This window comes from Planobispora rosea (assembly GCF_014648175.1).
GTDB classification, from domain to species: Bacteria; Actinomycetota; Actinomycetes; order Streptosporangiales; family Streptosporangiaceae; genus Planobispora; species Planobispora rosea.
Map to the genome: position 1 here is coordinate 1 of NZ_BMQP01000026.1, position 14,753 is coordinate 14,753.

Genomic DNA, 14,753 nt, shown 5'->3' on the forward strand with positions numbered 1-14,753 from the left:
ACCAACACCTGGCTGCGGAGGGCGTAGGCACACGACCCTTCCCGGCCCTACACGCGTTCCCCCAGGTCAACCTTCAATTCCGGGCTCACGTGTGACTACCAACTGCGGAACCCGGGTGAGAGCGTGGTGGGAGTGCTGGAGAGGCGGGACGCCCGGGGTGAGCGTGCCGTTGCCGCACCTGCCTGAAGGAGGCCATCAGGGTCGTCACGCCTAGCCGGGGCGACGCTGACGACGCATCCGGCGCGGCAGGTATCTGCCTGGGCGCCCGACCGAGGTCTACCACGGCAGGGGGCGCTTGTGGAGGCAGGCCGCTGCGCGGTCGCCTCCGGCGAGCCTCCACAAGCGCCCCCTGCCGTGGTCTGAGGCCCTCGGGACGCCCCGGCATCGGCTCTGCGCCACGGCGTCCCGATCGCAGCCGTGGGCCGAGATCCGCCTGAAGCTGACGCACGGATGCTCCCCGAGGTGGATCGATCCGGGAGGCATCCTGGTCCCGATGTAAGCCGACAGGAAGCTCTTGCGGTGTTTTGGCTGCTCAGTGCAGTCTCTTTTGGAGCCGGTCCCTGGCGCACCTTAATTTAGCCCTGGGGGTAATAAAGTCTCGACATTCATTACCCCCAGGGCTAATATTGGGTCATCGGAACAACCACACTCCGGAGGCCGCAGTGCTCGACGCGCTCACCCATACCGACTACGACGTCATCGCCGCCTACCTGGCAAAGACCGCTCCCCGGGCCCGCCTCCTGGAGGAGATCACCGCCTACCTGGATGCGGACTATCACACCGTCTGGCTGTCGGGAGAGAGCCTCTGGCATGCCTGGCGCGAGCCCGGCGAAGAACTGTGGCACCTCGATCAGGAAAGCGCTGCCGCCGCGCTGGCGTGGCTGCGCCAGCAGTTGGACGGTCAGGGGGTCTTCGACCGGCTGGCCGACCCGGCCCGCTACGCCGAATCGATCGAGGCCCGCCTGCTGGACCCCGACGAGGCGGCCATGGCCGAGTTCTACGACGTGGAACTGGCCGCGCTGGGCGCCGGAACCACGGAGAGTGCCTCGCCGCGCGAGGTCGACCAGATGATCCAATCCAAGATTGCGCGAGCCCGGGCGGAGGTGGCCCGGCTGGCCAGCCTGCGCGCCCACCACGTGCGAGCCGCCTTTCAGGGCGACGGCGCCCGCGGATGGAAGGCAAACGCTGCTCGGGGCCTGGCGATCACGCCGGTGTCGCTCGGCGACATCCTGGCCGATGACGAGGCCCGCGCCGCACGCCGGCGCAAGGTCGCCGCGACCGCTGATGCGACGGCGAACCCGGCGGATCTCACCTGAGCCAGGGGTGCCGCTGGCCGTTGTCCATCAGTAGTCAGTAGAAGGACCTCATCACCCCTTCGAGGGGATGCCCGCCCCGCTTCGGGATGGGCTCGCCAACCGATACCCCCAAGGAGGGGACCATGTACAGCTTCGCCGTTCTCGACCCCCGCCCCCACGCCCAGCACGCCAATACCGCCACCCTCGCCGGGCCGGTGCTCGGCGTGGAGGTCACCGTTCCCGCACTTGCCCAGGCGTGCAGCCTGGGCAACATCGACCCGCAGCACTTGGGCGCCGACGCCGCCACGGCGGCGATCGAGGCCGCCCTCGCCTGGCCGCTCCCGCCCGCCGGCGCCACGCTGGCCACCGTGCGGGCCGACGCCGACGCCCTGGGCGCGATGGCCGTCCTGCTGCTGCGCGCAAACGGCTCCCCGCTGCTGGCCGGGGCCATCGAGCGGATCCAGATCATCGCGGAGGCGGACAAGGAGGCGGCCGGGCCTTGGCCTGGCCCGCGCCCGGCCCCGACCCCCGAAGACCTCCTCGGCCCGGCCACACCGGTCATGCACTTGGCCGCGGACCACACCCGCCCCCTGAAGGAGCGGGTGGAGCTGATCGCCGAGTGGATCGGGCACGGAAAAGACGCTGCGGCCGAGGCGATCCTGGCCGGCTACCAGGAGCGGGCGCTGGCCGAGGCCCGCGAGGCGTTGGAGTCGCTGACCGTGCAGGCCGGTCCTGTCGCGGTTGTCACCGGCTCGCACCGGCTGGCCATGGGGCTGGGTTACCGGTACGCGCCGGTCGTGGTGGCCTGCAACCCCGCATTCCGGTTCGCCGGAGGCGAGCCGCACCGCAAGCACACCGTGGCCCGCTGGAACAGCGTCACCATCGTGGAGCTGGAATGGGCCGCCATGGTGGAGGAGCTGAACGCCGCGGACCCGGCCGCTACCGATACCGCCCGCTGGGGCGGCTCCACCAGCATCGTCGGCTCCCCCATGGGCATCGCCTCGGGCCTGTCGGCAGAGCAGGTGGCCGCCATCGTGCGGGAGCACGTGCGCAGCGGCCTGCTGGACATGTGCCGCGAACTGGTGCGCTACATGGATCACTACGACGTACTGCAGCAGCGCGGCGAGTCCTACGACGCTGCGGATGCCGCGACCGTCCGGGCGCAGCACCAGTGGGCCCGCGCCGCCCTCGCCGAACTGGACGGGGAGCACTCCTGATCCATACCGGCCCGCCCACCCTGAGGCGGGCCACACCCCACAGCTTCACTCCACCGTCAAGGAGTTGAAATGAACAGCATCGCCGCTATCTACGGCTCGGCCGCCAACCCCGCCACGGCGGAGAAGGCTCGGGACATCGACGTGGCCTACACCGGGCCGCGGGAGCCGGTTGAGGCCCTGGTCACCGCCTGGGCCGCCGAGCACGGGCTAGCTCACCTGCCCATCGACTGGCATCCCGCCCGGCTGCAGCAGGGCGTCATCATCCTGCCCGCCCCGTGCGGGATCCGGGGCCACGCCATCCCGCTCACGCCGCACACGGACGTGGCGTGGAATGCGGTCTACGGGCTGGCCTCGACGGTCCGCGCCTACGGCAACGGCGACCTGGCCGCCCACCTGGAGCAGACGGTCCGCCTCACCGTCATCCCCAGACCCGACAGCCGGGACGAGGATGAGTACGTGGAGGGCCTGACCGCGCTGCGCAGCGCAGTGGCCAAGACCCTCGCCCCGGAGCGCACCGCCGCGCTCCTGGCCCAGGAGTACGGGCTGCTGCTGGCCCGGCTGCTGGCCCAGGACCCCCGCCCCACCCCGCAGGGCCTGGAGTACCTTCAGTACCGCTCCCCGTGGGCGGCCGACGGAGCCGTGCTCGTGCTGCTCCGCAGGAGGGAGCAGGGCACGCTGCTCCGCCGGGGCACGCAAGGGACGGCGACGCTGGAGTACGAGCGCCTGGCCGAGCAGGAGGTGGAGGCCCTGCTGTACCCCGCATGATGCTGAAGGGACGCGACGCCCCTGCCCGAGAGGGCGGGGGCGTTATCGCGCTCGGTCTGTCTCCCCGGCACGCATCTCGACGCGCCCCACGGTCCGGCCGTACCGCCTGAGGGTGTCACCGGCGGACGATCGCCGATCCGAGCTCGAACCGGCTCGCGTCCCGCCGGGTGACGTTGACCTCAACGACTCTTCCCGCTACCGGGCCCGTGGTCGCCGTCGTCGTCCGGGTGACGCACAAGACGGGCACGCCAGGCGCCAGGCTGAGCAGGCGCACCTCATCCGGGGAGGCGGCATGGGAGGAGACACCGAGGCGCCACTGCAGCGGTCCCCACCCCAGATCGCGTTCCATCCGGTCGTAGATGCCCCCCGGCCCGGTATCGGCCGCGGCCAGCACGGTGCCGGCCGCGAGGTCGGCAGGCAGGTAGGAGGTGGCCACCTGCATGACCTCACGCGTTTCGGGATCGCCCATGACGCGGTCGCGGATCACGACTGGGGCCCCGGGCTGCACGTCCAGGACCTGGGCGAGGTCCGGCGGGCACGGCTCCTCGGTGACCGCCGGCGTCTCCAGCGCTCGCCACGGCTGGGTGGCGGTGCCGAAGTAGTAGCCCCGCTCGTCGCGGCCCACGGTGAAGTCGAGCGTGATCGGTTGCCGGGCCAGGCGCCGCTGAACCTTGGTTCCTCCGCGGCGGACCGGCTGCAGGAGGCCTTCGGCGGTGAGCGCGGCCACGGCCTGGCGGACGGGGGTCCGGGAGCAGGTGAACTCCACCTGCAGGTCCTTTTCCTTGGGGATCGTGTCGCCGGGCCGGTAGTGCCCGGTCCGGATGCGCTCACGCAGGACGGCGGCGATCTCCTCCCAGCGGGCCATGGCGTCCACCCCCTTTCGGTCCTCCATTACATCACTACCTATTGACGAACGCTCGTCTCCCCTTTGACACTCTGAATAGGTCATTACCTATTCGGATCGATATCGGTGAGGACAACCGATCGTGACGACAGCCGACGCACTACTACCGTGTCGCGCACGCGGCCCGCCAGCGCGCCGCAGTCCCACCGACCACTTCGCATCTGGGAGAAACCGCTGTGACACCGACGACCTGGACCATGCTGGAGCACCCCGGCTGGGAGCTGGGCCCCGCACCGGCCCGCGCCCTGCGCACCCCCACCGGCACCTGGCTCATCCACACCCGCCCGGCCTACACCGCCACGCTGATCACCGGCACCGGCCCCGCCCCCCACCGGGACGTCCACGATCCGGCCGCCCTGGACGCTCTCGCCCTGCCCGCCGGGCTGCACGCCGCGCTGCGGCGGCTCGGCCGCATCCAGCGGCTGCGCACCGCCGACCTGTGGGAGGCCCTGGCCACCGCGATCATCCGGCAGGTCATCCGCGCTGGTCAGGCCCGCACCATGCACCACGCTTTGCGCACCGCAGCCGGCCAGCGCGCGGGAACCTGCGCGCTGATGCCCACCCCCGAGCAGGTCCTGGCCCTGAGCGATGCCGCCTTCGCCGCGCTCGGGATGGCGTTCAAGCGGCGGCCGCTGCGCGCCGCGGCCGAGGCCTACCTGCTCCACCGTGACGAGTGGGCGGAACTGCCCGCCGACGTGCTGGTCAAGGCCCTGCAGGCGGTACCGCGCATCGGCCCGTGGACCGCCGGCGCCGCCGTCGCCGACCACACCGGCGATTTTTCCCTCTACCCCCACGCCGACCTGGCGGTGCGCACCTGGGCGGCCAAGGCCGACCCCGCCACCGCCTGGCCCGCCGACGAGGGCGCCTTCGCCGCGCTCTGGCGCGCCCTGGCCGGCCCCCACCTATCCACCCTGACCGTGCTCACACTCGCCTGGGGAGACCACCATGCCCATCACCGGCCCGACCCCGCTGATCAAGGGAGTACCGCCCACCACTGAGCACCACCGCACCCCGCAGCTCGACCTGCTGCTCGTCAACGCCCCTTTGCGTGACTACGCCCTGCGGCCCCGCGTCAACGACTACACCCTGCCGGTGCTCGGGATGGGCTACATCGCCACCTACGCCGCCGCCCAGGGCTTCACCGTCGGGGTCCTGGACGCCGAGGCCGCGGGCCTGCCGGTCGCCGACACCCTCGCCGCCGTCAACGCCGCCGCCCCGCGCTGGGCCGGATTCAACCTCCTGGCCCCCACCTATGAGATCAGCGCCGCCATCGCCGCCGGCCTCGATGACGGCATCCGCCTCATGGTCGGCGGCCACCACGCCAAGGCCATGCCCACGCGGATCCTCACCGACCCGCGCCTGGCCCGCGCCACCCTGATCCTCGGCGAGGCCGAGACCCGCGTGGCCGCCCTGCTGGCCGACCACCGCACCCGCGCGGATCTGCCCGGCGTCATGTGGATCGACCCTATCCTGAACACCCCGGTCACCGGCGGCCGCCCCGGCACCGGCCACCACCTGGCCCCCGACATCGACGCACTGCCGTTCGTCGACCGCACCTACCTCGCCCAGGACCCCTACCTCGCCGACGACGGCCGCATCGAGGCCAACATGGTCGGCGCCCGTGGGTGCCCGTACGACTGCAGCTTCTGCGGGGCGGCGGTCTCGGCGAACCCCGATGTGAGCATCCGGGTCCGAACACCGGCCAACATCCTGGCCGAGATGCACCAGCTGCGCGACGAGCGCGGGGTGACGGCCTTCCGCTTCGTCGACGACCTGTTCCTCGGCGCCCGCCGCGTCATCACCTCGATGATGGACGCCTTCGCCGCCGAACGCGTCGGCGACTGGGCGGTGTGGGACGCCACCGGCCGCATCAACGTCTTGCACCGGGTCCCGGACGCGACGCTGGACCTGCTGGCCGCCTGCGGGCTGCGCGAGGTCGCCCTGGGCATCGAATCGGGTTCTGAGCGGATGCTCGAATACATCGACAAGCGCATCACCCGCGACATGATCACCTCGGTGGTGGAGCGGCTCACCGCCCGCGGCATCCGCGTCAAGGGCTACTTCATCCTCGGCTTCCCCGGAGAGACCCGCGCCGAGCTGGCCCAGACCGTCGACCTCATTCACCGGCTGTGGGAGTCGACCGACGCCTGTCCTGGAGCGTTCCGCGCCTCGGTGTTCCAGTTCCGGCCCTACCCCGGCACCCCGGAATGGGACCGGCTCATGGCCAGTGGCCGCTACACCGCCGAGCAGCTGCTCGCCTACGCGCCCGTCGACCTCGGCAGCACCGAAGAGGCGCTGCGCGGCCGCGATGAGTTCAACTTCTCCTCCGGCCTGCAGTTCGGCGAGGCCAGCGAGACCGAGATCCACCGGCACCTGGCGGAGCTGGCCCGCGCCCAGCACGCCCGAAGGAGCATGTGATGCCCGGTTTGTTCGTGACCCTCGACGGCCCCGGCGGCGCCGGCAAGTCCACCCTCACCCGGCTGCTCGGCGAGCGGCTGGCGGCCGCCGGCCACCCCGTACACATCACCCGCCAGCCGTCCGACGGCCCGCTCGGCACCCTCGCCCGCCACCAGACGGCCACCTACTCCGGCACCGCGCTGGCCTGCCTGGTCGCCGCCGACCGCTACCACCACCTGGACACCGAGATCGGCCCCGCGCTGACCACGGGCGCGGTGGTGGTGTGCGACCGGTACGTAGCCGCCTCCTACGTGCTGCAGACCCGTGACGGCGTCCCGCTGGACTACCTGCGCCACCTCAACGCCCGCGCCACCCGGCCCGACCTGGCCGTGCTGGTCACCGCCGACCCAAGGCTGCTGGAGGAGCGGCTCACCACGCGGGGCGCGCACTCGCGCTTCGAGCACACCGGATCCAGCGCCATCGAGGCCCGGCTGTACGAGGAGACGGCCGCCGTCCTCATCGAGGACGGCTTCCCGCCGTACCACCGGATCGACACCGGCACGGTCGCCCCCGAGGTTGCAGCAGCGGCCATCATCGACCGCATCAGTCGGCTATCGTCACGCGGGTAACACCGGCACCACCCGGAGGCCCCGTCATGGCAGCAGAGCGGTACCAGGTCACCGTCGACGTCCACGTCATCCTGGAACGCGACGAGCAGATCCTGCTGTGCCTGCGCCAGAACACCGGCTACCGAGACGGCTGGTACTGCCTGCCGTCGGGCCACCTGGAGGCCGACGAGACGATCGTGGACTGCGCCATCCGCGAGGCCCGCGAAGAGGTCGGCATCACCCTCGACCCGACGATGCTGCGGCCGGCCACGGTCGTGCACCACCTGTCGCCCGAAGGGCGGCCGCGGCTCGGGGTGTTTTTTGCCGCCTCAGTCTGGGAGGGCGAGCCGGTCAACGCTGAGCCGCACAAGTGCGGCCGGATCGACTGGGTGCCGGTCGACCGGCTGCCGGACACCACCGTGCCCTACACGGTTGCGGGCATCGCCCTGTACCGCGACGGGGTGGGCATCGGCCTGCACGGCTGGCCTGAGTTCGCTGCGGCGCGGTAACCACCACATTCCATCGCAGCGCCCCTGTCTTGAGCGAGGCTACGGCGTCGCGTGGTGAGTGTCAGACCGGATGCGACGAAACAGTCTGCGCGTCGCTGGAGCCCACCGAGCACGTGATAGACCGCACGCGATGAGAGCTCCATGCCACAACGGCAGCCGGTCAGCGATCTCCTGAATCTCGGCCTCCATCATGATGCGTTGTCGCCCTCCGATCACACCTCACCGGCCTACCTCCGTGTCGCGGCCGCCAGTCTGGCTGACACCCGCACGGGGGCCGTGGCCCAGTGCGGCTCGAGCCTCGGTGGTGCGCACACCGCACGCCTGCGTGATGTCGGCCCAGCAGACGCCGGCGGCGCGCAAGGTCTGCACCGCCTGGCGCAAGGCCGTTTCGTAGCCCAGGCGTGCCGCGGCGAGCGCGTCGAGTTCAGCCGACTGCGGACATACCTGCACGGGCGGTGCCGCGGGGGCGCCGAGACGCAGCGCCAGCGCCTGTTGCGCGCTGGCCTGAAGCTCCCGCAGCGTCCGGCCGTGCACGACAATGCCGCGGGCGTCGGCGCGGGTGATCCAGCGCCGTTCCAGGCGCACGGCCGTCACGACGACGGCACCCTCGTCTGGCGCGAGCTTGGCGGCCCGCTCGGTGCCGGTCATGTGATTGTCTTCAGCAGAGTGATCACCTCGTCGGCCACCGCGGCGGGCAGAGCTCCGCGGGGCAGCACGATCTGCCAGCCGGCGGCCTCGTACAGGACGTGGGTCTCACTCTCCCGTACCGTCGTGAGCTCGATCCCGCGCTGGGCGGCAGCTGCGGTCACGCGTTCCCATCCCGGCACCTGCCGCTCGCATAGGTACGCGGTCACCAGCTGCGTCTCACGCCACTCCTCCAGTGGCACGATCACCGGGTGGGCCTGCTGACGCGACCACACCCACTGGTCGATTGGATTGCTGCGGCCGTGGTTGGTGCGCGCCGCCCGCCGGTTGAACACCTGATACCCGCTGTATTTGGGCTGGCAGAGCATCCGGCGGATGCGTTGCCCGGCCCACCGCACCTGCCCGTCGGCCAGCGGATGCCGCTCCAGGTCGGCGGCCAGAATCCGGGCGATCTCGCCGTCGCTCAGCCGGTCGACGCGGCGCAGCTGGAACGCCAGCTGCACGGTGGCGGCGCGGCGCGCATCCGGATGCAGCGCCAGACGCATTTTGGGGCGGCCGCCCCCGAAGCGGTTGGCGGCCATCGGGGCATCCGGATCGACCACGGCGATGTAGCCGTAGCAGGGCGGACCGTGCCGGTAGCCGGCGGCGGCGTGCTGGTGCTGACCGCGCCGGGACATCTCCCCCAGCTCGTAACGGTAGATCTCGGCACGCACCTGTTCGGAGCGGCGCAGCCCCAACCGCCCGGTGGTCATGCCGCCGCGCGGTTCATTGGCACACTCCAGTGCCACACCGCGGGAGGCCAGGTGGTTCTCAACTTGCAGGCTGGGCAGCATGTCACGGGCGACGCGACTGATGCGCTCACACACCACCCGGTCAATCTGGCCGAGCTCGGCCCACTCCAGTAGCTCGCGCAGCCCGCCGTCGCGCGGCACGGGCACGCCCAGGCGCGCATAGTCGGCCGCCGAGCCCTGGCTGCGCTCCTCCAGGCCGAGCATGCCCGACTCCACATCCCAAAAATGTGCGGTGAAGGCCTCTCCCGGTGCCAGCAGCGCAGAGGCCTCGGCGAGCTGTCCGGTGATCGATGAGCGCGGATCTTGATTGTCTTTGGTGGAGCAGCGGCCGAGAAACGCGGTCCTAGCCGGGCGCGTGCGGGCGGCGGCGTGGTAGCCGGGCAGGTCGCTGAGGTCAATCGGGGGCTCGAACATGACCCGTCCTTGGTCACAGGGGACACCGAACGCGAGCCACCGTTTCGATGATGGCTCTACCCCACGGATGTGGGGAGCATCCCCGCAGATGCGGGGCCGACCGGCGGCCCAGGCAACGACCGCGGTACTTGCGGACATCCCTCCCCGCAGGCGGGAAGGGGCCGCGCGAAACGAGCCCTACGGTGCCATGCGCGCTGTCGCGCGGCAAGCGCCGCCGACACCTGGTACCCCCGATGCCACAGGACGGCCCCCATCGCCTTAAAGGTACCCTTTAAAAAATCTTAAAGTTGTACTTGTAATAAGTTGAAAGGAGTGGTTTCCTGTGGATATGCGCGTCATCGAATCCTCATGGCAGTACACCGCCACCGACCTCGGGCAGTTGACCCCCGAGCATCAGGAGAAAATCCTCGAAGCTCTCGAAGCGAGCGCCACCCTGCGCTCCTCGACCGCCCGCGATGAGCATGGCCAGGCCATGCGCACCATCACGCTGGTGGAATACACCAGCCCGCTCGGCATCCCCCGCCGCGCCGTCGTCCACCACGCGATGGAAGGCTCCGAGATCGTCGACTTCGACGACGACGCCGAAGCCGAGGCGCACTACGAGACCGAGGTGCGCGCCATCGCCACCGCCGCCGGGGAACCGGCCTGGGATGAGTGCGACGTTGCGGGCCTGGCCCTGATCCCCTACACCTGGACCCGCTTCACCCGCAGCCCAGAGGGCGAATGGCAGCTCGCCGAGCGCGGGTGCGGACGGCTGGGCGAGGAAATCGACGACCGCTGGGCCCGCGTGAACACCGTGGCCGAGGCCGCCGATGTCCTGCTGGATGTGGCCGCCGACCGGCAGGGCCGCGACAACGTCGACGCCGCCTTGTGCGCGGCGATCGGCAGCCCCGCGCCGGAGGCGGCCGACGCGGTCCGCATCGAGGTCACCGGCGATGACGGGCACGGCGAGCACACCACCGTCGTGCAGCGAAAGGTGCCGCTGCACACCCCCACCGACCAGGAGATCGCCGACTTCCGCCAGATGATGCAGCGCATCGACGACGCCCAGCGGCGCGAGGCCGAGGAGGAGTTCTATGCCTACTCCGACTGACTCGGCCGACGCGATCTCGGCGATCGGCGATCCGGCCCGCCGCGCCCGCGCCGCCAAGGCCGCCGCCGAGGACGCCGCCCGCCTGTACGGCGAGCTGTATCGGGACGCGGTGCGGGCATTGGTCGCCGCGCACGGCGGCAACCGCTCCCGCGCGGCTCGGGAGCTGGGCCTCTCCCCGCAGCGGGTCTCGCAGATCCTGGGCGAGGATGAAGCACCGCCCCCCGCAGCCGGCGTCGTCTACGGTGAGCCCGCCCTGTACTTCGGGGACGGCGCAGACGCCGAAGAGGCCGCCGAGGACGCCCTGCGCGACTGGGCCCTGGCCCACACCGAGCTGATCGACCGGCGCGATGTGCTGGTACGCGGTGCCTGGATGGCCGGGCTGCCGGCGCGGCAGATCCGCGAGCTGACCGACCTGCCGCTGGAGACCATCGAGCGTTTGTGCGCCGGCGACATCGTCGTGGCGGTGGAGGTGGGCTGGCAGACGTGGGAGGCCGCCGTCGAGCACTTCGCCGACCTGGCCGCCGCCGCCACCGACCCGATGGCCACCCACGCCTACCGCAGCACCGGCCGCGCGCTGGCCGGCGCGATCGGCATGGTCATCGACGACTCCGGTCGCGCCCCCGCGGCCGATCCGGACTGGGCGGACCTCAGCCCGGAGGACAAGATCGAACGGATGATGACCACCCCGGTCGCCGGGGACATCCCGGAGATCTCTGCCGAGCACAGGCTGTTGTCCTGGGATGCCTGGGTCGCGCTGTATTGCGTGCAGCTTGAGCGCGGCGCCGCCGAGGCCACCGATTCGCTGGCCGAGGCGATGCGCCACTGCGCCGCGATTTTGCGCCACATCCGCACCCACGGGGCCCTGCCGGAGCCCGGCACCGTGTGATCCCCGATGTCCATCTGATCAAGGGAGGCATGATGGGTGAACTCACCGTCGATGACCTGTACGCGCTGGCGATCAAGTGGGGTGAGAACGAAGAGCAGGCCCGCGCGCACCTGGGGTGCATAAACGCCCCGGGCTGGACAGTGCCCTACCGGCTGCATCCGGCCTACAACAGCTTCGGCTTCGGCTTCGCCCTGCTGGGCCGCGCCAGCCGCACCTGCCCGACCCTGGAACCAGAGCGGGCGCAGATCGCCGCGCTGCGGCTGGCCATGGCGATCGGCCGCAACGCACTGGGCCGCGCCAGCTGGGCGGACGGATATGTGGGCACGCCGCTGCTGGCCGCCCGCCTGACCGCCCAGGCGATGCACGCCGTTTTGCGCACCAACTTCGGCGAGCACGCGCCCTTCCTGGGAGACCTGGAGGACTACATCGCCTCATTGTGGCCGGCCCCGGATCGGGCATGCCGCCCGCGGAATGTGCATCTAGCGCTGGCGCTGGACCGGCAGCTGCGGTCCCTCGACACCTACGAGCAGATGCCGGGCCTGGCTGAGCTGGTCAAGGCGGGGATGAATTCCGACAGCAAGCCGTACTCGATTGCGGTGGGGCATCTGCTGCGCCGGGTGCTGGGGGATTTTTCGTCCGCGCGCTGCCAGCTGGACGGGCCGGTGCTGGAAGACCTGCTGAAGGCAGCCGAACAGGCAGCTTCATCGGCGGGCGCTTGATTCCGCCGGTGAGGAGTCCGGTGCCGGGGTGCACAATCCGCTCGGTCTGGATCTGCACGACTCCGCGCACCTTGCGAAGCTCACCGCCAGTATGAGCGCCTAGGGCTGGAACGGCGCTCCCGTCGTCGCCCGCACCGACTGGGCGCAGGCCATCACCGGCTCCCACCGCATCGCCGCCGCCCGCGGTGGACATCTTTGACCTGACGCAGGGCGCCGGGGCCGATTTGGAAGAGCTGATCAACGCGTACGGCACGCTTGAAGACGCCCTTCCCGCATACTGCGCCCAGGTGCCCCCACCTGAGCCAGGCATACGGTCTCGACATCGAGTAGCCCTTTGCGCACCCGCCGAGCTCGCCCGATCAGGATGAGGAGCACCACGACGGCATCGGTCCCCGACCAGAGCCCGCTTGCGAAGCGGCTGGCCGTGGGCACCAGCGAAGTGCAGATCGGTGCCGAATGCTACGGTCTCCGCGCTGACAGGCTTCTGTAATTGGAATCCGAGTAGCGTTGATCAGTCACACCCCCTCGCATTCCATCCCAACTGCATTCCATCCCACCCGAAGGAGAACCTGATGCCCCTCGCCTACACCACCCACCAGCCGTTGGAGATCCCCGCTGACGCATACAACGACGACGACATCGCCACGATTGTTGTCCAAGGCGCTCGCTACGGCGGCCAATGGATGCTGACTGCCGTCTGGTTTCGCAGTAACGGGTCCAGCGACCTGATCGGAAAAATCCAGACTGTCCCCTCTACCGACCCTGACCTGGTAGTCAATACCGCTTTCGTCTGGGTGAACGACGCGTGCATGACCTCGGGCGTGAAGTTGGCGCACTACGAGAACAGGAACAACGCCTACGGCCCTGAGGAGGCTCCGTACCGCGCCGCTGCGGTATTCCTCATCGACCGGCGAACTGAGAGCTGACGGTAGTGCGTCCCGCAGATGCCGGTAACACCTGCGGGACCTTCCGACAGCATAACCACGAGCGTGATCTGGGCTCGCGCACCTGCGAGTGCCGCTGACCGCCGGAAGGACCAAGTTCACGATCTACGCCAGTGACCGTCAGGTCGATAGTGAATCACGTACGCGCCTACCAGGAGGCCGACGGGTCGGTTCAGCCGGGCGGCCACGTCGCGGACTGGACCTTCGCGACCAAGAGGATAGTCGCCGGTCGGCTGCTCGACGTCGTCCTTCTCGTCGGTCCTGAATACCATCCCCGCTGGCAGGAGATCCGCGATGCATGGGAGGCGACCGATGCGTGGGAGCGGGCACGTTCCAACCCCGACCGGCCCGGCCACCTGACACCGGAGACGCACCGGTAGCGACCCGACTGCCACAAAGGGCTGCTGCGGGAGATCGCGACTGAGGAGGCCCCGGCCGACAACCGCACCTGGGATGCCGCCAGCACGCTGACCGCTCCTGCACGGACACAGCGCCCTGATCGGGTCAGGCGCCGTTGACCTTCAGCGCGCTGTACCAGTCGCCCACAATCCGTGCGCGTTGATCACCGGCGGGTGGCAGCACCGCGCAAAACCATCCCGCGCTGATCAGGTGCGCCTGCTGTGAAAAGGCGCGGCCGCCAGCCAGCGTGGCTGCCTGGGCGCGGCCGAACTCCAGCGGCGGCGCCCCGGAATCGACAGCGGTGAAAATCTGCTGCTCGCGCAGCGCGTACCACACCAGCGCACCACCATCGGCGGTGCGCAGCGCGTAGATGGGCCCCCAGGGCCGGGAGGTGATGCGCAGCCTCCAGCGGCCGGCCAGCGCGCGGCGCTCGGCGCGTACGGCGGCGGCCGCCTGGCTGGTGTAGGGGCCCGGGGCGATCAGGCGGCGGGCGCGAGCGTCGCTGTCGGCGCTGGACAGGGAGGCGGCATGGGCGCGCGCCAGCGCCGACGGGCTGACCGGCAGGCCGGTGGCGTGCGCGGGCACCGCTTGCGCCTCCCCCTGCCCGGTGGTGGCCAGACGGGGCAGCACCTGATCAGCAGGGGTGGCTGAGCCGGCCACCACACGCCAGCCCCCGACCTGTTCGCCCTCGGCGCTCTCGGCGAATATCAGATGGACGACGTCGTCGCGGTCGGCGTAGCGCACCTCGGCGGCGAACCAGCGCGGCTGGCCGCTCGGCAGCCGCGGGATGATCATGCGTGTGGAGACGACGCGGGCCGGCGGCGCAGGCGGCTGCCCCCGCAGCCGGCGCAGGCGTTCCTGGGCGCGGCTGAGCTCCAGCGCCAGACCGGCCTCGGCGTGCTGCAGCCCGGCGCCGTCGGCGGCGCGGGCGCGCGCCAGCTGCCGCCGGTACTGCTCGTGGATGCGGCGGGCCTGGGCCACGGTGAGTGCCGGTGCCGGTGCCGGTGCCGGTGTCGGTTCCAGCGTCCGGGTGCTGGGCACCGGAGCGGGTGAGGACACGGCGGCGGGAGGAGCCGCCGCCGGTGGCGTGCTCATGCCGCAGCCGCCGGCCAGCAGCAGGAGCGCCGTACCGGCGAGGAGGCGGCTGCGGCCCCGGGTGCGTGGCAT

16 protein-coding genes are annotated in these 14,753 nt (G+C 70.9%); 12 read left to right on the top strand and 4 right to left on the bottom strand.

The genetic code is table 11. The features are described 5' to 3' along the window. The first annotated feature begins 662 nt into the window (after positions 1-662). The 3 genes from IEZ08_RS23985 (at position 663) to IEZ08_RS23995 (ending at position 3,277) form a co-directional block, all read left to right on the top strand. Positions 663-1,316 carry a hypothetical protein gene (locus IEZ08_RS23985; RefSeq protein ID WP_189242939.1) on the top strand — a complete coding sequence of 218 codons (654 nt, stop codon included), beginning with the start codon at positions 663-665 and terminating at the stop codon, positions 1,314-1,316. 122 nt (positions 1,317-1,438) lie between these two features. After that, positions 1,439-2,512, top strand: a complete 1,074-nt coding sequence (locus IEZ08_RS23990) for a hypothetical protein (RefSeq protein WP_189242940.1) — start codon at positions 1,439-1,441, stop codon at positions 2,510-2,512. Positions 2,513-2,581: 69 nt separating this feature from the next. Then, complete coding sequence (locus IEZ08_RS23995) at positions 2,582-3,277, top strand: hypothetical protein (protein ID WP_189242941.1); 696 nt, start codon at positions 2,582-2,584, stop codon at positions 3,275-3,277. A 115-nt stretch (positions 3,278-3,392) separates the two neighbouring features. On the opposite strand, the gene IEZ08_RS24000 is transcribed toward IEZ08_RS23995, so the two are convergent. Further along, on the bottom strand, positions 3,393-4,169 hold the full coding sequence (locus tag IEZ08_RS24000; protein WP_203863470.1) for a GntR family transcriptional regulator: 777 nt from the start codon (positions 4,167-4,169) through the stop codon (positions 3,393-3,395). Positions 4,170-4,357: 188 nt separating this feature from the next. Between IEZ08_RS24000 and IEZ08_RS24005 the strand changes: the two genes are divergently transcribed. Genes IEZ08_RS24005 through IEZ08_RS24020 form a run of 4 tightly spaced genes read left to right on the top strand, consistent with a single transcriptional unit; the run spans position 4,358 to position 7,695 of the window. Continuing rightward, positions 4,358-5,179, top strand: coding sequence for a DNA glycosylase family protein (locus IEZ08_RS24005; protein WP_203863471.1), 822 nt, complete (start codon positions 4,358-4,360; stop codon positions 5,177-5,179). Then, positions 5,127-6,599 carry a B12-binding domain-containing radical SAM protein gene (locus IEZ08_RS24010; protein WP_189242942.1) on the top strand — a complete coding sequence of 491 codons (1,473 nt, stop codon included), beginning with the start codon at positions 5,127-5,129 and terminating at the stop codon, positions 6,597-6,599. The genes IEZ08_RS24005 and IEZ08_RS24010 overlap by 53 nt, the downstream gene beginning before the upstream one ends. After that, positions 6,599-7,207, top strand: a complete 609-nt coding sequence (gene tmk, locus IEZ08_RS24015; protein WP_189242943.1) for a dTMP kinase — start codon at positions 6,599-6,601, stop codon at positions 7,205-7,207. The genes IEZ08_RS24010 and tmk overlap by 1 nt, the downstream gene beginning before the upstream one ends. Positions 7,208-7,233: 26 nt before the next feature. After that, positions 7,234-7,695, top strand: coding sequence for an NUDIX hydrolase (locus IEZ08_RS24020; RefSeq protein ID WP_189242944.1), 462 nt, complete (start codon positions 7,234-7,236; stop codon positions 7,693-7,695). Between the two features lie 219 nt (positions 7,696-7,914). Here the strand turns inward: IEZ08_RS24020 and IEZ08_RS24025 are convergent, their stop codons facing one another. Beyond that, positions 7,915-8,343, bottom strand: a complete 429-nt coding sequence (locus IEZ08_RS24025; RefSeq protein WP_189242945.1) for a hypothetical protein — start codon at positions 8,341-8,343, stop codon at positions 7,915-7,917. Next, positions 8,340-9,545: a recombinase family protein gene (locus tag IEZ08_RS24030; RefSeq protein WP_189242946.1), complete on the bottom strand. Its 1,206-nt coding sequence runs from the start codon at positions 9,543-9,545 to the stop codon at positions 8,340-8,342. The genes IEZ08_RS24025 and IEZ08_RS24030 overlap by 4 nt, the downstream gene beginning before the upstream one ends. Positions 9,546-9,873: 328 nt before the next feature. On the opposite strand from IEZ08_RS24030, the gene IEZ08_RS24035 reads away from it, so the two are divergent. The 5 genes from IEZ08_RS24035 to IEZ08_RS24055 all read left to right on the top strand — a co-directional run bounded on the left by IEZ08_RS24035 (position 9,874) and on the right by IEZ08_RS24055 (position 13,567). Then, on the top strand, positions 9,874-10,638 hold the full coding sequence (locus IEZ08_RS24035) for a hypothetical protein (protein ID WP_189242947.1): 765 nt from the start codon (positions 9,874-9,876) through the stop codon (positions 10,636-10,638). Then, positions 10,622-11,524: a helix-turn-helix domain-containing protein gene (locus IEZ08_RS24040; RefSeq protein ID WP_189242948.1), complete on the top strand. Its 903-nt coding sequence runs from the start codon at positions 10,622-10,624 to the stop codon at positions 11,522-11,524. The genes IEZ08_RS24035 and IEZ08_RS24040 overlap by 17 nt, the downstream gene beginning before the upstream one ends. Then, positions 11,521-12,243 carry a hypothetical protein gene (locus tag IEZ08_RS24045; RefSeq protein ID WP_189242949.1) on the top strand — a complete coding sequence of 241 codons (723 nt, stop codon included), beginning with the start codon at positions 11,521-11,523 and terminating at the stop codon, positions 12,241-12,243. The genes IEZ08_RS24040 and IEZ08_RS24045 overlap by 4 nt, the downstream gene beginning before the upstream one ends. 572 nt (positions 12,244-12,815) lie before the next feature. Next, complete coding sequence (locus IEZ08_RS24050) at positions 12,816-13,169, top strand: hypothetical protein (protein ID WP_189242950.1); 354 nt, start codon at positions 12,816-12,818, stop codon at positions 13,167-13,169. A 149-nt stretch (positions 13,170-13,318) separates the two neighbouring features. Continuing rightward, entirely contained in the window at positions 13,319-13,567 is a 249-nt protein-coding gene (locus IEZ08_RS24055; protein ID WP_189242951.1) for a hypothetical protein, read from the top strand. 124 nt (positions 13,568-13,691) lie between these two features. Here the strand turns inward: IEZ08_RS24055 and IEZ08_RS24060 are convergent, their stop codons facing one another. After that, entirely contained in the window at positions 13,692-14,753 is a 1,062-nt protein-coding gene (locus tag IEZ08_RS24060) for a DUF8094 domain-containing protein (RefSeq protein ID WP_189242952.1), read from the bottom strand.